The sequence below is a fragment of the Klebsiella sp. JN_Kp121 genome, assembly GCF_040062145.1.
Classification (GTDB): domain Bacteria; phylum Pseudomonadota; class Gammaproteobacteria; order Enterobacterales; family Enterobacteriaceae; genus Klebsiella; species Klebsiella aerogenes.
The window spans coordinates 423,483-443,822 of the sequence record NZ_JBEAHX010000001.1 but is presented as its reverse complement, the minus strand read 5'-3'; the positions used below and the strand labels follow the sequence as shown (position 1 = coordinate 443,822).

23 protein-coding genes are annotated in these 20,340 nt (G+C 52.1%); 16 read left to right on the top strand and 7 right to left on the bottom strand.

Going from position 1 to position 20,340, the window contains the following annotated elements; translation table 11 throughout:
- Positions 1-59 precede the first annotated feature (59 nt).
- From dacA to lipA, 5 genes are all read left to right on the top strand, one after another.
- Positions 60-1,259: a D-alanyl-D-alanine carboxypeptidase DacA gene (gene dacA, locus ABLU86_RS02095; RefSeq protein ID WP_015367735.1), complete on the top strand. Its 1,200-nt coding sequence runs from the start codon at positions 60-62 to the stop codon at positions 1,257-1,259.
- A 113-nt stretch (positions 1,260-1,372) separates the two neighbouring features.
- Entirely contained in the window at positions 1,373-1,636 is a 264-nt protein-coding gene (gene ybeD / locus ABLU86_RS02090; RefSeq protein ID WP_015367736.1) for a DUF493 family protein YbeD, read from the top strand.
- 100 nt (positions 1,637-1,736) lie between these two features.
- Positions 1,737-2,378: a lipoyl(octanoyl) transferase LipB gene (lipB, locus tag ABLU86_RS02085; protein WP_015367737.1), complete on the top strand. Its 642-nt coding sequence runs from the start codon at positions 1,737-1,739 to the stop codon at positions 2,376-2,378.
- Positions 2,379-2,506: 128 nt separating this feature from the next.
- Positions 2,507-3,457 (top strand): YbeF family transcriptional regulator, encoded by a 951-nt coding sequence (locus ABLU86_RS02080; protein WP_015367738.1) that lies wholly within the window; start codon positions 2,507-2,509, stop codon positions 3,455-3,457.
- A 181-nt stretch (positions 3,458-3,638) separates the two neighbouring features.
- Entirely contained in the window at positions 3,639-4,604 is a 966-nt protein-coding gene (gene lipA, locus ABLU86_RS02075; protein ID WP_015367739.1) for a lipoyl synthase, read from the top strand.
- A gap of 204 nt (positions 4,605-4,808) precedes the next feature.
- On the opposite strand, the gene tatE is transcribed toward lipA, so the two are convergent.
- Together tatE and ABLU86_RS02065 are read right to left on the bottom strand one after the other, a co-directional pair.
- Complete coding sequence (tatE, locus tag ABLU86_RS02070; RefSeq protein WP_004859519.1) at positions 4,809-5,015, bottom strand: twin-arginine translocase subunit TatE; 207 nt, start codon at positions 5,013-5,015, stop codon at positions 4,809-4,811.
- A gap of 138 nt (positions 5,016-5,153) precedes the next feature.
- Positions 5,154-5,942: a deaminated glutathione amidase gene (locus ABLU86_RS02065; RefSeq protein ID WP_015704731.1), complete on the bottom strand. Its 789-nt coding sequence runs from the start codon at positions 5,940-5,942 to the stop codon at positions 5,154-5,156.
- Between the two features lie 88 nt (positions 5,943-6,030).
- On the opposite strand from ABLU86_RS02065, the gene crcB reads away from it, so the two are divergent.
- The gene (gene crcB, locus ABLU86_RS02060; protein ID WP_015704730.1) at positions 6,031-6,414 is read left to right on the top strand and encodes a fluoride efflux transporter CrcB; all 384 of its coding nucleotides are present in this window, start codon (positions 6,031-6,033) and stop codon (positions 6,412-6,414) included.
- 57 nt (positions 6,415-6,471) lie between these two features.
- On the opposite strand, the gene cspE is transcribed toward crcB, so the two are convergent.
- Together cspE and pagP are read right to left on the bottom strand one after the other, a co-directional pair.
- The gene (gene cspE / locus ABLU86_RS02055; RefSeq protein WP_012542460.1) at positions 6,472-6,681 is read right to left on the bottom strand and encodes a transcription antiterminator/RNA stability regulator CspE; all 210 of its coding nucleotides are present in this window, start codon (positions 6,679-6,681) and stop codon (positions 6,472-6,474) included.
- A 193-nt stretch (positions 6,682-6,874) separates the two neighbouring features.
- On the bottom strand, positions 6,875-7,450 hold the full coding sequence (gene pagP, locus ABLU86_RS02050) for a lipid IV(A) palmitoyltransferase PagP (protein ID WP_162184122.1): 576 nt from the start codon (positions 7,448-7,450) through the stop codon (positions 6,875-6,877).
- A 291-nt stretch (positions 7,451-7,741) separates the two neighbouring features.
- Here pagP and dcuC point away from each other — a divergent pair, with 291 nt between their 5' ends.
- The 4 genes from dcuC (at position 7,742) to uspG (ending at position 11,207) form a co-directional block, all read left to right on the top strand.
- Positions 7,742-9,115: an anaerobic C4-dicarboxylate transporter DcuC gene (gene dcuC, locus ABLU86_RS02045; protein WP_015704728.1), complete on the top strand. Its 1,374-nt coding sequence runs from the start codon at positions 7,742-7,744 to the stop codon at positions 9,113-9,115.
- Between the two features lie 93 nt (positions 9,116-9,208).
- Complete coding sequence (rna, locus tag ABLU86_RS02040; RefSeq protein WP_015367744.1) at positions 9,209-10,006, top strand: ribonuclease I; 798 nt, start codon at positions 9,209-9,211, stop codon at positions 10,004-10,006.
- 172 nt (positions 10,007-10,178) lie between these two features.
- Positions 10,179-10,589, top strand: a complete 411-nt coding sequence (gene rnk / locus ABLU86_RS02035; protein ID WP_015367745.1) for a nucleoside diphosphate kinase regulator — start codon at positions 10,179-10,181, stop codon at positions 10,587-10,589.
- 189 nt (positions 10,590-10,778) lie between these two features.
- A complete protein-coding gene (uspG, locus tag ABLU86_RS02030) occupies positions 10,779-11,207 on the top strand; it encodes a universal stress protein UspG (protein WP_015367746.1) in 429 nt (142 codons plus the stop codon).
- Positions 11,208-11,286: 79 nt separating this feature from the next.
- Here the strand turns inward: uspG and ahpF are convergent, their stop codons facing one another.
- On the bottom strand, positions 11,287-12,852 hold the full coding sequence (gene ahpF, locus ABLU86_RS02025; protein ID WP_020079366.1) for an alkyl hydroperoxide reductase subunit F: 1,566 nt from the start codon (positions 12,850-12,852) through the stop codon (positions 11,287-11,289).
- A 128-nt stretch (positions 12,853-12,980) separates the two neighbouring features.
- Positions 12,981-13,544 carry an alkyl hydroperoxide reductase subunit C gene (gene ahpC, locus ABLU86_RS02020; RefSeq protein WP_004859485.1) on the bottom strand — a complete coding sequence of 188 codons (564 nt, stop codon included), beginning with the start codon at positions 13,542-13,544 and terminating at the stop codon, positions 12,981-12,983.
- 402 nt (positions 13,545-13,946) lie between these two features.
- Here ahpC and dsbG point away from each other — a divergent pair, with 402 nt between their 5' ends.
- The 4 genes from dsbG to ABLU86_RS02000 all read left to right on the top strand — a co-directional run bounded on the left by dsbG (position 13,947) and on the right by ABLU86_RS02000 (position 17,780).
- Positions 13,947-14,699 (top strand): thiol:disulfide interchange protein DsbG, encoded by a 753-nt coding sequence (gene dsbG / locus ABLU86_RS02015; RefSeq protein WP_015367748.1) that lies wholly within the window; start codon positions 13,947-13,949, stop codon positions 14,697-14,699.
- A gap of 193 nt (positions 14,700-14,892) precedes the next feature.
- Positions 14,893-15,795, top strand: coding sequence for a LysR family transcriptional regulator (locus ABLU86_RS02010; protein WP_015367750.1), 903 nt, complete (start codon positions 14,893-14,895; stop codon positions 15,793-15,795).
- A gap of 150 nt (positions 15,796-15,945) precedes the next feature.
- Positions 15,946-17,169: a DUF3440 domain-containing protein gene (locus ABLU86_RS02005; protein WP_015367751.1), complete on the top strand. Its 1,224-nt coding sequence runs from the start codon at positions 15,946-15,948 to the stop codon at positions 17,167-17,169.
- Positions 17,154-17,780, top strand: coding sequence for a ParB/RepB/Spo0J family partition protein (locus ABLU86_RS02000; protein WP_047042292.1), 627 nt, complete (start codon positions 17,154-17,156; stop codon positions 17,778-17,780). Before ABLU86_RS02005 ends, ABLU86_RS02000 begins: the two co-directional genes overlap by 16 nt.
- Here the strand turns inward: ABLU86_RS02000 and ABLU86_RS01995 are convergent, their stop codons facing one another.
- Positions 17,781-18,926: a pyridoxal phosphate-dependent aminotransferase gene (locus ABLU86_RS01995; protein ID WP_348796182.1), complete on the bottom strand. Its 1,146-nt coding sequence runs from the start codon at positions 18,924-18,926 to the stop codon at positions 17,781-17,783.
- Between the two features lie 184 nt (positions 18,927-19,110).
- Between ABLU86_RS01995 and mtnC the strand changes: the two genes are divergently transcribed.
- Together mtnC and ABLU86_RS01985 are read left to right on the top strand one after the other, a co-directional pair.
- The gene (gene mtnC / locus ABLU86_RS01990) at positions 19,111-19,800 is read left to right on the top strand and encodes an acireductone synthase (protein ID WP_015704722.1); all 690 of its coding nucleotides are present in this window, start codon (positions 19,111-19,113) and stop codon (positions 19,798-19,800) included.
- Complete coding sequence (locus ABLU86_RS01985) at positions 19,797-20,339, top strand: acireductone dioxygenase (protein ID WP_015367755.1); 543 nt, start codon at positions 19,797-19,799, stop codon at positions 20,337-20,339. The genes mtnC and ABLU86_RS01985 overlap by 4 nt, the downstream gene beginning before the upstream one ends.
- The last annotated feature ends 1 nt before the right edge of the window (position 20,340 follow it).

The following is a 20,340-nucleotide window of genomic DNA, read 5'->3' as shown; positions in this document are numbered from 1 at the left end:
TGCATTTGTTATAGTAAGGCACTTTTTTTAATTTCATCACGGATGCCGTTGTTCTAACCATGAAGACCTCTTTCACCGCTCGTTTACTCGTTACGGCCCTCTCCGTTGCGGCACTGTCTACCGCTGCCCGCGCCGATGACCTGAATATGAAAACCATGATCCCAGGCGCTCCGCAGATCGATGCCGAATCCTGGGTTCTTATTGATTACAACTCAGGTAAAGTACTGGCGGAAAACAACGCCGACGCCCGTCGCGATCCGGCGAGCCTGACCAAAATGATGACCAGCTACGTCATTGGCCAGGCCATGAAGGCGGGGAAATTCAAAGAATCCGATCTGGTCACCGTGGGTAACGACGCGTGGGCAACCGGTAATCCGGTGTTTAAAGGTTCTTCCCTGATGTTCCTGAAACCGGGCATGCAGGTGCCGGTTTCTCAGTTGATCCGCGGCATCAACCTGCAATCCGGTAACGATGCCTGCGTGGCGATGGCCGACTACGTTGCCGGCAGCCAGGACGCATTTGTCAGCCTGATGAACAATTACGTTAACGCGTTGGGCCTGAAAAACACCCATTTCCAGACCGTTCACGGCCTGGATGCCGACGGTCAGTACAGCTCCGCGCGTGACATGGCGCTGATCGGCCAGGCGCTGATCCGCGACGTACCGAATGAGTACTCCATCTACCGTGAGAAAGAGTTCACCTTTAACGGTATTCGCCAGCTGAACCGTAACGGCCTGCTGTGGGATAACAGCCTCAACGTCGACGGTATTAAAACCGGCCATACCGATAAAGCAGGTTACAACCTGGTCGCTTCTGCTACCGAAGGCCAGATGCGCCTGATCTCCGCGGTTATGGGTGGACGTACCTATAAGGGTCGTGAATCCGAGAGTAAGAAACTGCTGACCTGGGGCTTCCGCTTCTTCGAAACCGTAAACCCTATTAAAGCCGGTAAAGAGTTCGCCTCTGAACCGGCCTGGTTCGGCGATAGCGATCGCGCCTCTCTGGGCGTAGATAAGGATGTCTATCTGACTATCCCACGCGGGCGCATGAAAGACCTGAAAGCCAGCTATGTGTTGAACAACACCGAGCTGCACGCGCCGCTGCAGAAAAACCAGGTGGTCGGTACCATTAACTTCCAATTAGATGGCAAAACTATCGATCAGCGTCCGTTAGTGGTGCTGCAGGAAATTCCGGAAGGTAATTTCTTCGGCAAAATCATTGATTACATTAAGTTAATGTTCCATCACTGGTTTGGTTAAAAATTGAACACTTGAAAGTGTGATTTCTATCCCCATATACTATTCATCAAAGAAACCTGATAACTCCCACATCACGTGGGAGTTATTATTTTAGTCGTCACACCGGAGCTGACATGAAAACCAAACTTAACGAACTGCTTGAATTCCCTACTCCATTTACTTACAAAGTAATGGGGCAGGCGTTGCCTGAGCTGGTTGATCAGGTGGTGGAAGTGGTACAGCGCCATGCGCCTGGTGATTACTCTCCGTCAGTAAAACCGAGCAGCAAAGGTAACTACCACTCGGTCTCCATCACCATTAACGCTACCCACATTGAGCAGGTCGAAGCCCTGTACGAAGAGCTGGGCAATATCGAAATCGTGCGGATGGTGCTGTAATCCCTCGCCTTACCCGGCCTCAAGCGCCGGGTAATCCTCTTTCTTTCGCTGTGATATACTCTCCCCCACTTAAGTCATCCCTCTCGGCGGAGACGTTGTTTTGCAGCACAATACCATTCTTATTCGACAACTCGGCCTGCAACCTTACGAACCCATCTCGCAGGCAATGCATGAATTTACCGACAGTCGTGACGACACGACGCTGGATGAAATCTGGCTGGTAGAACATCACCCGGTCTTTACTCAGGGTCAGGCCGGTAAAGCCGAACACGTGCTGGTGCCAGGCGATATCCCGGTTATTCAGAGCGATCGCGGCGGTCAGGTGACCTATCACGGGCCAGGCCAACAGGTGATGTATGTATTGCTGAATCTTAAACGGCGTAAACTCGGCGTACGTGAATTAGTGACGCTACTGGAGCAGACCGTGGTCAATACTCTCGCAGAGTATCAGATTGAATCCCACCCACGCGCCGATGCGCCGGGGGTTTACGTTGGTGAACAGAAAATCTGTTCACTGGGGCTGCGTATTCGCAAGGGCTGCTCGTTCCACGGACTGGCGCTGAATGTGGCAATGGATTTGACGCCATTCCTGCGTATTAATCCGTGCGGCTATGCCGGCATGGAGATGACGCAAATGCGCCACTGGCAGCCGCAGGCCACTACGGAAAACGTCGCGCCGCGGCTGGTCGCCAACCTGCTGGCGCTGCTGAATAACCCGCCGCATGAATATGTCGCCGCTTGATGCGCACCGCGCTCTGAACCTTCAGAGCGCAACTCATTATTAATACTTCAAATTTGCAATCAATTGTCACTCTACGCCACATAATCGCCCGCTATAATGAGGCTATGACCCAACGACCGGATCCGCGAGTGGCCGACAATCATCCTCCATTGGAAAGCAACGAACAGCCAGAAGATCGGCAGATCTTTCGTATTCTGCGTAATATCGATCTTAACCTGTTAACTATCTTCGAAGCCGTGTACGTGCACAAAGGCATCGTCAACGCGGCGAAGGTATTAAATATCACACCTTCGGCGATTAGCCAGTCCATCAATAAACTACGGGCTCTATTCCCCGACCCGCTCTTTATTCGTAAAGGTCAGGGAGTCACGCCCACGGCTTATGCGACCCACCTGCATCAATATATCAGCCAGGGGATGGAAGCCTTTCTCAATGCGCTGGATTTGGGCAGCGGCTCACATCAGCAGCGTGTGCTCACTATTGCCACCGCGCCGACCGTCGGCGCTCTGGTGATACCGAAAATCGCCAATGCGTTGAAATCGCGCTTTCCTCAGGTATTACTGCACAATATGGCGATTACCGATGCCGCCAGCCAGCTTAATCAGCGGCAGGTTGACTTACTGATCGACAGCTATCCCCATAGCGGGCTGGCTATTGCACACCAGGTGCTGTTCTCCGAACCGGTTGTCATCTTTTGCCGCGAAAATCACCCCATTTTGCACCTTCCCCTGACGAAGGAAAATCTGCAGCAGTATGAGTTCGCGCTATTGCTACCGGAAGGGCAGCGCTACCCTACTCTGCATCGCCAGCTAGAAGAGTACGTCGGCGAACGCCGCTGCGGCTTTAGCAGCTATAACCTGTTGACCCAGGCGGCAATGATGAATAATAGCGATTTGCTGGGGCTGACGCCGGAGAGTATGTTCGCGCTGGTGGCGAAAATCTGGCCTTTACAAGCGATTTCTTTTCCACCTCTGCAGGACCAGCGTATTGATATTTCGCTCCATTACAACCGGCAAAGCGCACAGGAGCCGTTACTGAAAGCGATTATCGACACCATTGTGCAAACTTATGCCTGCTAACCGCACGCGAGGGAAAAGGATAAAACAACAACTATTTTACAATTTGCCGGGTAACCAGGCTGCTTTCAACCCCGTATCAATGATATACTGCCTGTCCTTAGTTCAAAAATAGTTGATAAATACAACATTTGATTGAATTAATTCGCTTTCCTTCGTGACTCGCAACTGGAACACGCACGCTATGAGTAAACCCATTGTGATGGAACGCGGTGTTAAGTACCGCGACGCCGATAAAATGGCCCTTATCCCGGTGAAAAACGTGGCAACTGAGCGTGAAGCTCTGCTCAGAAAACCGGAATGGATGAAAATCAAACTTCCGGCTGACTCGTCCCGTATTCAGGGGATCAAGGCAGCGATGCGTAAGAATGGCCTGCACTCCGTGTGCGAAGAAGCCTCTTGCCCGAACCTTGCCGAGTGCTTCAACCACGGTACCGCGACCTTTATGATCCTCGGCGCTATCTGTACTCGCCGTTGTCCGTTCTGCGACGTTGCCCACGGTCGTCCGGTGACGCCTGATGCCAATGAGCCGCAAAAACTGGCGCAAACCATCGCCGATATGGGTCTGCGCTACGTGGTGGTGACTTCCGTTGACCGCGACGATCTTCGTGATGGCGGCGCGCAACACTTCGCTGACTGTATCAGCGCTATCCGCGAGAAGAGCCCAAATATCAAGATTGAAACGCTGGTGCCGGATTTCCGTGGCCGTATGGATCGCGCGCTGGATATCCTGAAAGTGACGCCGCCGGATGTGTTTAACCACAACCTGGAAAACGTACCGCGTCTGTATCGCCAGGTGCGTCCGGGCGCAGATTACAACTGGTCGCTGAAGCTGCTGGAGCGCTTTAAAGAAGCGCATCCGGAAATCCCGACCAAATCGGGTCTGATGGTCGGTCTTGGCGAAACCAATGAAGAGATCATCGAAGTGATGCGCGATCTGCGCCGTCATGGCGTCACCATGCTGACGCTGGGTCAGTATCTGCAGCCAAGCCGTCACCACCTTCCGGTACAGCGTTATGTTAGCCCGGAAGAGTTTGAAGAGATGAAAGCTGAAGCCATGGCGATGGGCTTTACCCATGCTGCCTGCGGCCCGTTCGTCCGCTCTTCCTATCATGCCGATCTGCAGGCAAAAGGTATGGAAGTAAAATAACTCCTGTCTTTCTCTGGCCGTCGTTCGCGGCGGCCTGATTTACCGGCTAATCCCCCTTTTCATTGTCATACCTGGTTGCATCTTTTTTCATATCCAAAACGCTAACCATAAAAAAGGCGACAACGAATACGCTGCCGCCTCTTTGCCGCCTGAGCTTCACACCCGGCCGCGACGCGCCCCCGTTCGTCGGGAGCCCGTGATTAATTACTCTTTATGAGAGAGCTTCTGTGCCGGCGCGTCTTCCTCAGCGCTGGTCTTTTTGGCACTGTCATCGTCATCATTCATGGCTTTCTTGAAGCCTTTGATAGCCGAACCCAGGTCTCCACCCAGCGTGCGTAATTTTTTGGTACCAAACACTAAAATAATCAGCGCTGCGACTACCAGCAGTTTGGTAATACTAATCTCACCCATAGCTAACCTTCTTCTCTATACAAGCTCAAGCTGCGAATACGCCATCATACACATATACGCATACAATTAACGGCTATTTGACGCGCCGACACAATAGCAATCTGTAACAAGGTGAATCAAGCCTTGTTTAAAAAAACGTCACAATAATTGCGGTGGCGCAAATCTGCGATTACGCAGCACCGGCAAACTTTCACGCACCTGACGAATATAATCTGCGGATATCTCAGCAAAAATCAGCTGCGGCTGGGCAGCGGCGCCAGCAATGGTGGTACCGAGCGGATCGATAATCCGGCTCTGACCGATATTACGCGTTCCACATTCGCCTGCCGCAATAATGTAGCAGGTGGTATCCAGCGCTCTTGCCGCCAGCAGCGTCGCCCAGTGATGTTCTTTCAATGGCCCGCGAACCCACGCGGTAGGAAGCACCAACACATCGGCACCCTTTAACGCTAACGATAGCGCTAATTCGGGAAAGCGTAAATCGTAGCAGGTCATTAAGCCGATTCGCATCCCATTTACATCAATTAACGGCGGAATTTGTTCGCCGGCATCCACCAGCCGCGACTCCTGCATATTAAACGCATCGTACAAATGGAGTTTCTGGTATTGTGCGCTAATCATCCCCTGTCGTATTGCGACCAGGGTGTTGCTCGCGCGCCCTTCGCCAGAGGGCACGTGCAGCGTTAATATCGTGGTTAAGTCATTACTCCGGCTTTCGGCCAGCAGTTGCTGCATGAAGCCGCCGTCCAGCGCCTGCGCTGATTTCACCGACATATCAGGATCGTTATCGGCCCGCGCCAGCAACGCCTCGGGTAAGACCAGTAACGATACGCCGCATTCTGCCGCCTGACGCATCAGTTCAACGCAGATCTGCGCATTAGTTTGCCACTGCGCCGTGACGGCAAATTGCCCTGCTGCTACCCGCATCTCTTTCTCCCACTTCGAATCCATAGCCAAAAACGCCTTTGGCGCGCTACACTCGGCCTTATACCTAACCAAATAGCAGGAAATGACCGTGTTACAACTCCTTTTAGCCGTTTTTGTTGGCGGCGGAACCGGCAGCGTGTTGCGCTGGTGGCTGGGCATGAAATTTAACCCCATGCATCATGCGATTCCCATTGGCACGCTAATCGCTAACCTGCTGGGCGCATTTATTATCGGCGCCGGGCTGGCGTGGTTCAATCGCCTGACGAATGTCGATCCGATGTGGAAACTGCTTATCACTACCGGTTTCTGCGGCGGCCTGACGACTTTCTCCACCTTTTCAGCAGAAGTGGTCTTCCTGCTCCAGCAGGGGCGTTTCAGTTGGGCATTGTTAAACGTGCTGGTCAATCTACTGGGTTCTTTCGCCATGACCGCGACGGCATTCTGGCTGTTCTCACAGTCAGCCGCCCGCTAACGACAGGCAAAAAAAAACCCGCTATAAGCGGGTTTTTATATTCTACTGACGCGTTGGTTAGATAGCCATTACGTTTGCAGCAGAAGGGCCTTTGGCACCGTTAGTGATTTCGAACTCTACGCGCTGACCTTCAGCCAGAGTTTTGAAACCGTTGGACTGGATTGCAGAGAAGTGTACGAATACATCTTTGCTGCCATCTTCCGGAGTAATGAAACCGAATCCTTTGGACTCATTAAACCACTTAACGTTACCTTTAATCTTAGACATCAAAATTACCTTTAAATTAAAAAACGACACTAATGCTGTGTCGGATACCAGTACATCAATTGTGATGCCTTTTGTCCAGCGTAACTTTCTTAAAAAGTGATAAAAGTCTCTATCTTTATAGCCGACAGTTACGTTAGTCATTGTTTTTCAACAAGACAAAGAACTTATCACTTTTGTCACTACGTTATAACGATTAAAACTGAATGCGTGCCCAGGCAAAATAAACGTTGCCGTTGTTATAAGTGCCGGGGATGTAGGTCATCTGGAACGTCGCCGGGCCGTAGCCAATCGATGCCAGCGGCAGCACCACTGGGATCGGGATATAGTTCCAGTTGTCGCGCGCCGTTACGCCAAGGGTGTAACCAAGGCCAAGATGGAAGTTGTCGTCGGCCAGCGGGCGCCAGGTTTTTTCCCAGCCATAGCCGCCAATCGGCTCCCACTTATTAAAGGAATCTTTAAACGCCATCAGATAAAGGCCGTGCCAGTTACCTTTATCGTCCCAACGCGACATGCCAAATCCCGCGCCCCATGGGCGTTCGTTATACTTATCGGTTTTCTCTTTGTCATAGGCAAAGCGCGCGTGCCAGGTGATCGCCGGGATGTAGAGATCGTAGTGCTCAGGCTCGTTCCAGGTTTGCGCGACATTGTCCGTCAGCGTATTGTAGCCATCGCGGAGCGTTGACGAGAACGAGGCGTTAGCATAGCCGGACGACAGCAGCAGGCCGGACAGCGCAAGCATAAATAATGTAAATTGACGTAGTTTAAACACTTCTCTATTACCGATTGCAATTTTAAAAACGAAGTAAAGTAACAAATGTAATCTTAATAGACTGTTAACGGAATAAGGCAAAATCCTGAATTGCGCCATAGCAAAAAGCTCATGCTGGTAGACAACTTTTGTGATGTTAGCCGTGCCACGGGTTCTGATTAGTCAATTCTCAGTAGTTTATTGATTTGGGTCAGCAAGTTCTGTCCGTTTTTTGGGCACATTCCATCACTTAATTTTTGTAGTGCTTTAGATATCAGCAGATTCTTTGGGTTAATGGTTTAGGGGTAAAGTATGCTTACGCTTGTTGAGATCCTTATCGGGGTCGTGGTTATTGTGGGCGTCGCCCGCTACATTATAAAAGGTTATTCCGCGACAGGAGTGCTGTTTGTCGGCGGTTTAATCTTGCTTATCGCCAGCGCCATTATGGGGCATAAAGTTCTCCCTGCCAGCGCCGCCAGTACGGGTTACACCGCAACCGACATCTTTGAATATATTAAAATACTGCTCATGAGCCGCGGCGGCGACCTCGGCATGATGATTATGATGCTCTGCGGTTTCGCCACCTATATGACCCATATCGGCGCCAACGATATGGTGGTTAAACTGGCCTCTAAGCCGCTGCAATATATTAACTCGCCTTATCTGTTGATGATTGCCGCCTACTTCCTCGCCTGCCTGATGTCGCTGGCGGTCTCCTCGGCAACTGGCCTTGGGGTGCTGCTGATGGCGACGCTATTTCCGGTGATGGTCAATGTCGGCATCAGCCGCGGCGCCGCGGCGGCGATTTGCGCCTCCCCTGCCGCGTTGATCCTGTCACCAACCTCCGGTGACGTAGTGCTGGCGGCCAAAGCTGCCGAAATGCCGCTGATTGATTTCGCTTTCAAAACCACTTTACCTATCTCGATTGCCGCTATCGTCTGTATGGCCATCGCTCACTTCTTCTGGCAGCGCTACCTCGATAAAAAAGAGAACGCCTCGCACGAGATGCTCGACGTCAATGAGATAACCACCACCGCCCCGGCGCTGTACGCCATTCTGCCTTTCACACCGATTATCGGCGTGCTGATTTTTGACGGCAAATGGGGGCCGGAGTTACACATCATCACGATTCTGGTGATCTGTATGGTGCTGGCTTCAGTACTGGAATTCCTGCGCAGTTTTGACACTAAAAAGGTCTTCACCGGGCTGGAAGCCGCCTATCGCGGCATGGCGGACGCCTTCGCCAGCGTCGTCATGCTGTTGGTCGCGGCGGGCGTATTTGCCCAGGGTCTGAGCACTATCGGTTTTATCGACGGTCTTATCTCTATTGCGACCTCGTTCGGATCCGCCAGCATCATCCTGATGTTGGTATTAGTCGTCCTGACCATGCTGGCGGCGATGACCACCGGTTCCGGCAACGCGCCGTTTTACGCCTTCGTTGAGATGATCCCGAAGCTTGCCCACTCTTCCGGCATCAACCCGGCCTATCTGTCGATCCCTATGTTGCAGGCATCGAATCTGGGACGCACCATTTCACCGGTTTCCGGCGTGGTGGTGGCGGTGGCGGGAATGGCGAAGATTTCTCCGTTCGAAGTTGTTAAACGCACCTCGGTTCCCGTTATCGTCGGCCTGTTAGTGGTGATCATCGCCACCGAGATTCTGGTCCCCGGCGCCGCGATTCAATAAACCACAAACCGCAGTGAAAAGGCGCCAGCAGGCGCCTTTTTTATGCTTTAATAAATCCCAGCAATTAATCATCTCCCACTATCAGGAATAAAAATGTTCAGGAAGGATGTCGTCGCCATTGCCCTTTTACTCGGCGCAACACAGGTTGGCGCAGAACCGCTTACCGCGACGAAATACGGTGATTTCGATCGTTACGTGCTGGCATTGTCCTGGCAAACCGGTTTTTGTCAGAGCATGCTGGATAGAAATCGTAATGAACCAGAGGAGTGCCGGCTACAGCAGGAAGAACGCAACAAAGCCGATTTTCTGACGGTACACGGCCTGTGGCCGGGCCTGCCGAAGTCGATCGCCTCGCGCGGCGTCGATGAGCGCCGCTGGATGCGCTACGGCTGCGCGACGCGCCCTATCCCCAATATGCCGGAAGTCAGAGCCGGGCGTAAATGCCAGGCCGCGGAAACCGGGCTATCGCTGGAAATGGCCAATAAGCTGAATAGCGTGATGCCGGGGTCCGGCGGCAACTCCTGCCTGGAACGCTATGAGTATGCCAAACATGGCGTCTGTTTCGGCTTCGATCCGGATAGCTACTTCGGCACGATGGTGCGCCTGAATGGCGAAGTGAAGCAAAGCGCAATCGGCGATTTTCTGGCGAAACATTACGGACAAACCGTTAGCCGTAGCGATTTTGATGCCGCCGTCGCCAAAGCCTATGGCGCGCAAAACGTGAAAGCCTTTAAATTAACCTGTGACGGCAATCCCGCTTATTTAACGGAAATGCAAATCTCCATCAAAGCTAGCGCGATCAATGCTCCGCTGGGCGCAGATTCGTTCCTGCCGCAGCCGCATCCGGGCAACTGCGCTAAGCAGTTTGTGCTGGACAAAGTCGGTTCTTGATAACAGAGCGATGCGCCCATTTCATCTGCTTTTGCTAACGATGCGCTGAATGTGCGCTTAATCACTTCAAACATCAGGCAAGTCTCAGTATGATGAAGGGACATTAACCCTTGCCCCTTTCGGCGAGGGTTTTCTTTTACGGAAAAGGTTCCTGGATAACATGGAGTATGCAATGACCAGACCCGCAATCATTATTAATGAATTCGATGCTGAACGTATCGATAGACTGCTTGAACAGCCGGCATACGCGAATTCGCCGGTCGCCGATGCCCTGAACGACGAACTGGACCGCGCGCAAATGCTGGCGCCGGAAGCAATGCCGCACGACGTCGTCAGCATGAACAGCAAAGTCCGCTTCCGCGACTTAACCAGCGGTGAAGAACGCGTGCGGACTCTGGTTTTCCCGGCGCAGGCGACCGATAGCGCCACTCAGCTTTCGGTTCTGGCGCCGGTTGGCGCAGCGCTGCTCGGGCTGAAAGTCGGGACCTCCATTCATTGGGAGTTACCCGGCGGCGCATCGGCGCATCTGGAAGTGCTGGAACTGCTGTACCAGCCGGAAGCCGCAGGCGAATTCCACCGCTAAGTACCCCGCTGCCTGAGGCGTTTCACGCTTTATTCAGAGGATGCGTCGTCATCCTCTTTCTGTTTCCCCACCCTCTGTGACAAATTTTTACCTCATCCCGTGACGGCGTATACAGTTTTGCGACCTGAATGCCACAATATCCTTGTATAATATGTTGATATAGAAACAGACAAACAAGGAGAAATGCATATGTATAAAACTATCATTATGCCGGTTGATGTCTTTGAAATGGAGCTGAGCGACAAGGCTGTCCGCCATGCAGAGTTTCTCGCCCAACAGGACGGTATTATTCATTTACTTCACGTCTTACCCGGTTCATCCAGCTTCACCATGAGCCGTTTTACCGCCGATCTGCGCCGCTTTGAAGAGCATTTGCAGCATGAAGCGGAAACCCGCTTGCAGACCATGGTCGGCCACTTCAGCATCGACCCTTCACGCATCAAGAGCCATGTGCGTTTCGGCAACGTCCGCGATATGGTTAATGAACTGGCCAATGAAATCAAAGCTGACGTGGTAGTCATTGGTTCACGTAATCCGTCGATCAGCACCCATTTGCTGGGTTCAAACGCCTCAAGCGTGATTCGTCATGCCCATATTCCGGTAATGGTCGTGAGATAACGGAACGGTGCAATAAGCAAAAAAAGAGGCGACCCCAGGGTCGCCTCTTTGCTGTGTGCAGGTATTGTCTTACGACTTTTTATGCGGTTTTGGTGCGAATCAGATAATCAAATGAGCTCAAAGAAGCCTTCGCACCTTCGCCAGTGGCGATAATAATTTGTTTGTACGGCACGGTAGTACAGTCGCCGGCGGCAAACACGCCCTTCACGTTGGTTTCACATTTGGCATCAATGATGATTTCACCCATGCGGTTACGCTCAACCGTACCTTCCAGCCAGTTGGTATTCGGCAACAGACCGATCTGGACAAAAATACCGGCTAACGCGACATGATGCTCATCGCCGCTGACGCGGTCGCGGTACTGTAGCCCCGTCACCTTACTACCGTCGCCAACCACTTCGGTGGTCTGGGCGTTGAGAATAATATCGACATTTTTCAGGCTGCGTACTTTATCCTGCAGCACCTGGTCGGCTTTCATTTCTGGCGCGAACTCCAGCAACGTCACGTGTTCAACGACGCCCGCCAAATCAATTGCCGCTTCAACGCCAGAGTTACCGCCGCCAATCACCGCCACGCGTTTACCTTTGAACAGCGGGCCGTCGCAGTGCGGGCAGTAGGTTACGCCCTTAGTGCGGTATTGGTCTTCACCAGGCACGTTCATGTTACGCCATTTGGCGCCGGTTGCGATGATCACGCTGCGCGCTTTCAGCACCGCGCCGGAGGCGGTTTCGATCTGATGCAGGCCACCTTCGACGGCTGCCGGGATCAGTTTTGCCGCGCTTTGTGAATCAATCACATCAACATCATATTCACTGACGTGCGCTTTCAGGGCGCCGGCCAGTTTTTGGCCTTCGGTTTTCGGTACGGAAATATAGTTTTCGATATCTACAGTATCCAGCACCTGGCCGCCGAAACGTTCGCCCATCAGGCCGGTACGAATGCCTTTACGCGCGGAGTATACCGCCGCCGCGGCGCCAGACGGGCCGGAACCGACGATTAGAACATCATAAGCATCGCGTTTGTTCAGCTCTTCCGCCGCGCGTTTTTCCGCGCCGGTATCCACTTTGGCGACGATTTCAGTCAGCGTCATACGACCTTGACCAAACTCCTGACCATTCACAAACACCGCCGGTACGCCCATCACGTTGCGATCGGTGATTTCATTCTGGAAGGTTCCACCATCAATCGCCGTGTGTTTGATGCGCGGGTTCAGCACCGCCATCAGGTTCAGCGCCTGCACCACGTCCGGGCAGTTGTGGCAAGAGAGCGAGTAGTAAGTCTCGAATTCAAAATCACCGTCAAGGTTGCGGATCTGCTCCAGCAGCGACTGCGCTTCTTTCGACGGATGACCGCCGGTCCACAGTAGCGCCAGCACTAATGAGGTGAACTCATGTCCCAGGGGAGAACCAGCAAAACGCGGCCCCTGGTTGGAACCTGGGTTAGTAATCAGGAACGATGGCTTACGTACCGCCAGCGTGTTGTCTTCTTTAAAGGTAACTTTGTCTGACAGTTCAGCGATTTCAGCCAACAGTTCCTTGATCTCTGCCGATTTAGCGCTGTCATCCAGCGTGGCAATCAGCTCAACAGGTTTGGTCAGCTTCTCAAGATAGGCCTTGAGCTGGGTTTTCATGTTGGTGTCGAGCATTTTTATCTCCTGGGCTTAAAACATCATCATGCAAGCGGCCTTAGTCAGGCAGCCTGAATGCGCTTGCATCATGGTGTTGGAATAAAACGGGCGCTGGTGCGCCCGTTAATTAGCGGGAATAAAACGAATTAGATCTTACCAACCAGATCTAAAGAAGGAGCCAGAGTCGCTTCGCCTTCTTTCCACTTAGCCGGGCACACTTCGCCTGGGTGGGAAGCAACGTACTGAGCGGCTTTGATTTTACGCAGCAGGTCAGACGCATCACGGCCGATACCTTCAGCGGTAACTTCGATTGCCTGGATGATACCCTGCGGGTCAACGACGAAGGTCGCGCGGTCAGCCAGACCTTCATCTTCACGCATATTGTCGAAGTTACGGGTCAGGGCGCCAGTCGGGTCGCCGATCATCGCGTATTTGATTTTAGCGATGGTGTCAGAGCTGCTGTGCCACGCTTTGTGGGTAAAGTGGGTGTCGGTAGAAACAGAGTAAACGTCTACGCCCAGTTTCTGCAGCTCTTCGTAATGGTCAGCCACGTCGCCCAGTTCGGTCGGGCAAACGAAAGTGAAGTCGGCCGGGTAGAAGAAGAAGACGCTCCAGCGGCCTTCAGTGTCTTTTTCGGTAACTTCGATGAATTCACCGTTTTTGAATGCCTGGTTTTTGAAAGGTTTGATTTTGGTATTAATTAAAGACATCGATACTTCCTCCGTGTTTTTGTTGAGGTCTAAGTTAACGAATTTTTCCTGACTCGACCAATGCGTTTGCATTATCAAATCAATAAGCGTTATCTAACAACCGTAACAAGACAACTTTGTGAACCTGCCGTCGCGATCGCGGTTTTTCCCCGTGTTTCGCCTCATTTCGCTGAAAGTAAAAAGGCCGCCCTCTCAGGCGGCCCCGTTACCTGAAATACCCGCAGGTAGCTTCAGCGCCAGAATGGCTGGCAATATGTTGCGCTCTACACCTTAATGTAACAGCATGAAGGATTACATCATTCGCCGAACTAAAGGGCAACCAAACGCCCGGCAGGTGTTATCTATGGCTGCGATAGGTTTCACCACCACTTCACATTAGCTTCTGATTTAAAAGGAATACTCATGTTAAAACGACTGCTTTTTCTGAGCCTGCTGCCGTTGTGTAGCTATGCCGAAGACCTCCCCGCCCCCGTAAAAGCAATAGAAAAACAGGGTATTACTATCATTAAGCCCTTTGAAGCCCCCGGCGGCGTCAAAGGCTGGCTCGGAAAGTATCAGGATATGGGCGTTGCTATTTATCTCACCCCCGACGGTAAGCACGCCATTTCCGGCTACATGTACGACGAAAAAGGCAACAATCTGAGCGAACAGCTTTTCCAGAAAGAACTCTATACCCCGGCCGGACAGGCGATGTGGAAAAAACTCGAGTCCGCTGACTGGCTACGGGAAGGTAAAAAAGAGGCGCCCATCGTCCTTTATGTGTTTGCCGACCCTTTCTGCCCCTACTGTAAACAGTTCTGGCAACAGGCGAGGCCGTGGGTTGAATCCGGTAAGGTGCAACTACGCACCTTATTGGTCGGCGTGATTAAACCAGAAAGTCCGGCCACCGCAGCGGCCATACTGGCAAGCAAGGACCCGGCGCAAACCTGGCATGATTACGAACAGTCCAACGGCAAACTGAAGCTGAACGTACCGACAGATATCCCTGCGGCCTTGATGAGGACCCTGAATATCAACCAGCAGCTGATGGATGACCTTGGCGCTAACGCCACGCCGGCTATTTACTATATGAATAAAGATAACGTGCTGCAGCAGGTAGTGGGACTACCCGATAAAGAGAAACTACAGGTGATGATGGGTGAAAAGCAGCAGTAAAAAATAACGCATTTCCGCCAGGTACTTAAGGACAAAAAAGGATCTGGCGGAAAGCGATTGGTTGGTATACATTTAGTAGGGATTAATTGTATATTTAGCTATAATAATGATATTTGATAGCATCGCCACAAATGTATAACGGTAAGAAATAATAATCCGTTCGCCTCGCTGCAACATAAACAGGACGTTAAGCATGGCCAACCTTTATGATTTAAAAAAATTCGATCTAAACCTGTTGGTTATCTTCGAGTGCATTTATCAACATCTTAGTATCAGTAAAGCGGCGGAAACGCTGTTTATTACTCCTTCCGCGGTAAGCCAGTCACTGCAGCGGTTACGTAATCAATTAAACGATCCGCTATTTGTGCGTTCCGGTAAAGGAATTACCCCGACGATCGTGGGCATGAACTTACATCATCACCTGGAAAAAAACCTCAACCAATTAGAAAAAACAATTAATATCGCCAATCATTCTGAATTAAGTAAACGATTTGTAATTTACAGCCCGCAACTTCTTATATCACCAGCAACCATGGATTTAATTAATAAATTGCACATGGACCCGAATCTACAAATCGATCATCGCGATCTGCTGCTATCCCCAGAAAGCGTTGAAGACCTGATGGCTTACCGTAAAGCCGACCTGATTTATAGTATTACGCCTCTTTCTAATCACAGTACTATTTGCCAGCCTTTTCAGGAATTAGAAATTGCACTGGTTTGTCGCGAAGGCCACCCTCGTGCAGATCATCTGAATTCATTTGAAGAGGTGTCTCGGGAAGGATTTACGCTTTACACCTCATCTGACCCAAATGTAAAGGCCTTTCAACAGCACGGGAGCGATCTCATGCCTGAAAGAAGAATTGCGTTTCGCAGCAACTCGCTAATAGCTATTTTAACGATGATCAATCAGAGCGATCTTATTGGTTTTGTCCCGAAGCACGCATTAAGTTATTTTAGCGCGTCATTTAAATTCCGCGAAATCATTTTGCCTGACCCGATCCCTCCGGTAATGGCCTATATGATTTATAATCGTTCATCATTAAACAACCCCAAATTTTCCGAATTTATTACGCAAAATACCGCAGTCAACTAATTTGCCATTACAAACATATTCACATGGTGAATATGTTTGTGTGAATTACATTGAACCCACTTAAAACATTACCATTTCATATTAACCTTACCATTAATGTGTTCTACACTACCGTGAAAGCGCATCCATCACATTAAAGGATTAATGGTAATGTCTTTGGTAAAAATTCCATTACCCGAGTCCGTTCTTCAGGCTAGCCAGCAGCGGATACAGTGGGTATTAGAAAATTTTTCACGCATTTGCATCTCTTTCTCCGGCGGAAAAGACTCCACCACCATGCTGCACCTGGCGGCGCTTTGCGCCCGGCAAATGGGAAAAAAATTCAACGTGTTGTTTATTGATTGGGAGGCGCAATTTTCCTGCACCATTCAGCATTGCGAAAATATCCGTACCGAATACCAGGATGTTATTGAGAAATTTTATTGGGTCGCCCTACCACTCACCACGCAAAATTCACTGACTCAGTTTTCGCCGGAGTGGCAATGCTGGGAGCCGGGCGTCAACTGGGTACGCCAGCCGCCCGCTGACGCCATTACCGATCCCGGCTATTTCCCGTTTTATAGCAGCGGAATGAGCTTCGAAGAGTTCGTCCGTGATTTCGCCGACTGGTTTTCACAAAACCGTCCGGCGGCGATGATGGTGGGTATCCGGGCAGATGAATCGCTTAATCGGTTTATGACCATCTCCTCGCAGCGCAAACTGCGCTTTGCCGATGATAAGCCATGGACGACATCGGCGCCGGGCGGCCATACCTGGTACATCTACCCGATTTATGACTGGAAAACCGCCGATATCTGGACGTGGTTTAGCAAAAGCGGTCATACCTATAACCCCCTTTACGATCTGATGTATCAGGCCGGGGTGCCGCTGCGCTATATGCGCATCTGCGAACCCTTTGGCCCGGAGCAGCGCCAGGGTCTCTGGCTGTATCACGTGCTGGAGCCAGAACGTTGGGCAGCCATTTGCCAGCGCGTAAACGGCGTGCACAGCGGTGGTATTTACGCAGGGTACGACAACAAATTTTATGGCCACCGCAAACTCGATAAACCCGGGCACCACAGCTGGAAGAGTTACGCCCTGTTCCTGCTGGATAGCATGCCGCGGCCAACCGCCGAGCATTATCGTAATAAAATCGCGGTCTATCTGCATTGGTATCAAAAACAGGGAATGGAGGATATCCCCGATAGCCAGGAGAGCGACATCGGCACCCGGGATATCCCTTCATGGCGGCGCGTCTGCAAAGTGTTATTAAACAATGATTACTGGTGTCGCCAGCTCTCATTTAGCCCAACTAAAGCCACCCGCTATAAAAGCTACTGCAAGCGCATAAGTAAAAAACGCCAACAATGGGGACTGCTATGCAACAACGACTAATCACCCAAATAGAAGCGTATTTGGCTACGCTGTCGGAAGAGGAAAAAATCGACGCGCTGAATCACTTTCGCCAGGCTCTGCACCGCCATAGCCCCTTTCACAACCAGCCGGTCGACTGCGTGCTATGGGTTAAACAGGAAGAAGTCAGCCCCAACGATTACAACCCTAATAACCTTGCGCCGCCGGAAAAGCGGCTGTTATTAACTTCGCTGGAGGCCAATGGTTTCACGCAACCGATCGTGGTGCAGAATCAACAGTCAAAACGCTATACCATCGTTGACGGTTTTCACCGCCACGAACTGGCGGGCAGCAAGCTGTCGCTGAAAAAACAGCTCAAGGGATATTTGCCGGTAACCTGTCTGTCGGCGAACAGCCCCCCGCGCGATGCCCTGATGGCCGCGACTATCCGCCACAACCGGGCGCGCGGGCGCCATCAGATCCACGCGATGTCGGAAATTGTCCGCGAGCTGGCCAATCTCGGCTGGAGCAATAGCAAAATCAGCAAAGAGCTGGGGATGGATGCCGATGAAGTGCTGCGCCTGAAGCAAATTAACGGCCTGGCCGAGATGTTCGCCGACCGTCAATTTTCTCAGGCATGGACGGTGAAATAGCTACAGGCGACGCAGCCGGTCTGCTGCCGCCAGCAGGGTCTCCGGCTGCTTGGCGAAGCACAGGCGAATCAGCTTATGCGGGAACGGATCGGCACAGAATACCGACAGCGGGATCGCCGCCACGCCGACTTCAGTGGTCAGCCAGCGACAGAAACTGACGTCATCAAGGTCAGAGATCGCGCTATAGTCGGCCAGCAAGAAGTAGGTCCCTTCACAAGGCAAAATCTCCAGCCGGCTATCACGTAGCGCATCGATAAACAGATCCCGACGCTGCCGATAAAACGCAGGCAGTTCGCGGTAGTGCTCCGGCTGCGCGTGCAGCATATCCGCCAGCGCCAATTGAGCGGGCGTATTGACGGCAAACGTCAAATACTGGTGCACCTTACGCAGTTCGACGCTGATGGCGGCAGGCGCCACGCAATAACCCACTTTCCAGCCGGTCATGTGAAAGGTTTTACCGAAAGAAGAGACCGCTACCGCCCGCTCGCGCAGCTGCGGATGGGCCAGCACGCTGGTATGGCCCTGCTCTGCAAAACAGATATGTTCATACACTTCGTCGCTGATAACGTAGATTTCCCGTTCAGCGATCGCCTGCCACAGCGCGGCAAAATCTTCCCGCTGCCAGACCGTGGCTGATGGATTATGCGGCGTATTAAGAATGACCAAACGGGTGCGGTCGCTTAACGTGGCGGCAAACTGCTGCCAGTCAACGCGGAAATGCGGCGGCTGCAGAGCAATACGTTTCAGCGCCCCGCCGGAAAGTTCTACCGCCGGCGCGTAGCTGTCATAGCTCGGGTCAAAGCAGATCACCTCATCGCCGGCTCTGACCAGCGCGGCGATCGCCGCATACAGCGCTTCGGTCGCCCCCGCGGTGACGGTGACATCGCTATTCGCATCCGGGCGATAGCCATACAGCTCAGCGGTTTTATCGGCAATGGCTTCGCGCAGCGCCGGTACGCCGGTCATCGGAGCGTACTGGTTAGCCCCCTGGGCGACGTGCCAGGCCAACCGTTCCTGTAGGTAACGCGGGCCATCAAAATCCGGAAAACCTTGTGATAGATTGATGGCCTGATGCTGCTGCGCCAGCGCGCTCATCTGGGTAAAAATGGTGGTGCCTAATGCAGGGAGTTTACTCTCAGGAATCAGTGGCTTATTGCTCATTCTCTTTGTTCCGATTGTAATGCTGTTGTTGAAGCCACTATAACACGATGTTAATATTTGGCAATCAAGACGCTTAGACGTCTAAATGCTAACGTTATTTCGCTTGCCGCAGGCAGGCGGCAAACCGACGCCACCGGCAGCACGGCGCACTATCCACTCTGGAGATACCATGATCCGCGCTATCGTGACCGATATTGAAGGCACCACCAGCGACATTCGCTTCGTCCATAACGTCTTATTCCCCTATGCCCGCGAGCGGCTGGCCGCTTTTGTCAGCGCGCAGCAGTATGTCGAGCCGGTCAGTACCATTCTCGACAATCTGCGTACAGAAATCGCCGCTCCCGAAGCCAGCACCGCAGCGCTTATCGAGACGCTATTCCGCTTCATGGACGAAGATCGTAAATCCACGGCGCTGAAAGCGCTGCAGGGCATTATCTGGCGCGAGGGCTATCTGAACGGCGACTTTACCGGCCATCTTTATCCCGATGTACTCCCGGCGCTGGAGAAGTGGAAGGCGATGGGCATTGATTTATATGTATATTCCTCAGGCTCGGTTGCCGCGCAGAAATTGTTATTTGGCTACAGCGACGAAGGTGATATTACTCATCTCTTCAGCGGCTATTTCGATACCCTGGTCGGCGCCAAACGCGAAGTTCAATCCTATCGCACTATCGCCGAACAACTGGGGCATAGCCCGGCGAGCATTCTGTTCCTCTCTGATATCCATCAGGAACTGGACGCCGCCGAAGCGGCAGGTTTACGCACCCTGCAGCTGGTACGCGGCGACCGCGACCCGGCCAGCCATCATCCACAGGTTCAGCGTTTTGACGACATCGACCCGGAGCAACTTCCCGCATGAGCGAATTAACTATTTTTTCCGTTAACGACGCCAGCCATCCACGCTGGCACAGCAGCAACGCCGATGAGATCCAGCAGCAATTGCGCGCAAAAGGGGTGCGCTTCGAGCGCTGGCAGGCCGATCGCTACCTGGGCCCGGCGCCAACCGCTGAAACCGTTATTGCGGCCTATCAGCACGCGATTGATAAACTGGTGGCTGAAAAGGGCTACCAGAGCTGGGATGTCATTAGCCTGCGGGCGGATAATCCGCAGAAAGAGGCGCTGCGGGCTAAATTCCTCAATGAGCATACCCATGGCGAAGATGAAGTACGCTTCTTTGTCGAAGGCGCCGGGCTGTTTTGCCTGCATATCGGCGATGAAGTCTTTCAGGTGCTGTGCGAAAAGAACGATCTGATCTCCGTCCCGGCGCATACGCCGCACTGGTTCGATATGGGTTCGGAGCCGAATTTCACCGCCATTCGTATTTTTGACAATCCGGAAGGCTGGATAGCGCAATTCACCGGCGATGCTATCGCCGATGCCTATCCGCGCTTACCCTAAC

Excerpts from the sequence above, each read along its gene's own strand:
- dacA (WP_015367735.1), top strand. The coding sequence starts at position 60 with ATGAAGACCTCTTTCACCGCTCGTTTACTCGTTACGGCCCTCTCCGTT.
- ybeD (WP_015367736.1), top strand. The coding sequence starts at position 1,373 with ATGAAAACCAAACTTAACGAACTGCTTGAATTCCCTACTCCATTTACT.
- lipA (WP_015367739.1), top strand. The coding sequence starts at position 3,639 with ATGAGTAAACCCATTGTGATGGAACGCGGTGTTAAGTACCGCGACGCC.
- tatE (WP_004859519.1), bottom strand. The coding sequence starts at position 5,015 with ATGGGTGAGATTAGTATTACCAAACTGCTGGTAGTCGCAGCGCTGATT.
- ABLU86_RS02065 (WP_015704731.1), bottom strand. The coding sequence starts at position 5,942 with ATGCGGGTAGCAGCAGGGCAATTTGCCGTCACGGCGCAGTGGCAAACT.
- cspE (WP_012542460.1), bottom strand. The coding sequence starts at position 6,681 with ATGTCTAAGATTAAAGGTAACGTTAAGTGGTTTAATGAGTCCAAAGGA.
- dcuC (WP_015704728.1), top strand. The coding sequence starts at position 7,742 with ATGCTTACGCTTGTTGAGATCCTTATCGGGGTCGTGGTTATTGTGGGC.
- rna (WP_015367744.1), top strand. The coding sequence starts at position 9,209 with ATGTTCAGGAAGGATGTCGTCGCCATTGCCCTTTTACTCGGCGCAACA.
- rnk (WP_015367745.1), top strand. The coding sequence starts at position 10,179 with ATGACCAGACCCGCAATCATTATTAATGAATTCGATGCTGAACGTATC.
- uspG (WP_015367746.1), top strand. The coding sequence starts at position 10,779 with ATGTATAAAACTATCATTATGCCGGTTGATGTCTTTGAAATGGAGCTG.
- ahpF (WP_020079366.1), bottom strand. The coding sequence starts at position 12,852 with ATGCTCGACACCAACATGAAAACCCAGCTCAAGGCCTATCTTGAGAAG.
- ahpC (WP_004859485.1), bottom strand. The coding sequence starts at position 13,544 with ATGTCTTTAATTAATACCAAAATCAAACCTTTCAAAAACCAGGCATTC.
- dsbG (WP_015367748.1), top strand. The coding sequence starts at position 13,947 with ATGTTAAAACGACTGCTTTTTCTGAGCCTGCTGCCGTTGTGTAGCTAT.
- ABLU86_RS02010 (WP_015367750.1), top strand. The coding sequence starts at position 14,893 with ATGGCCAACCTTTATGATTTAAAAAAATTCGATCTAAACCTGTTGGTT.
- ABLU86_RS02005 (WP_015367751.1), top strand. The coding sequence starts at position 15,946 with ATGTCTTTGGTAAAAATTCCATTACCCGAGTCCGTTCTTCAGGCTAGC.
- ABLU86_RS02000 (WP_047042292.1), top strand. The coding sequence starts at position 17,154 with ATGCAACAACGACTAATCACCCAAATAGAAGCGTATTTGGCTACGCTG.
- mtnC (WP_015704722.1), top strand. The coding sequence starts at position 19,111 with ATGATCCGCGCTATCGTGACCGATATTGAAGGCACCACCAGCGACATT.
- ABLU86_RS01985 (WP_015367755.1), top strand. The coding sequence starts at position 19,797 with ATGAGCGAATTAACTATTTTTTCCGTTAACGACGCCAGCCATCCACGC.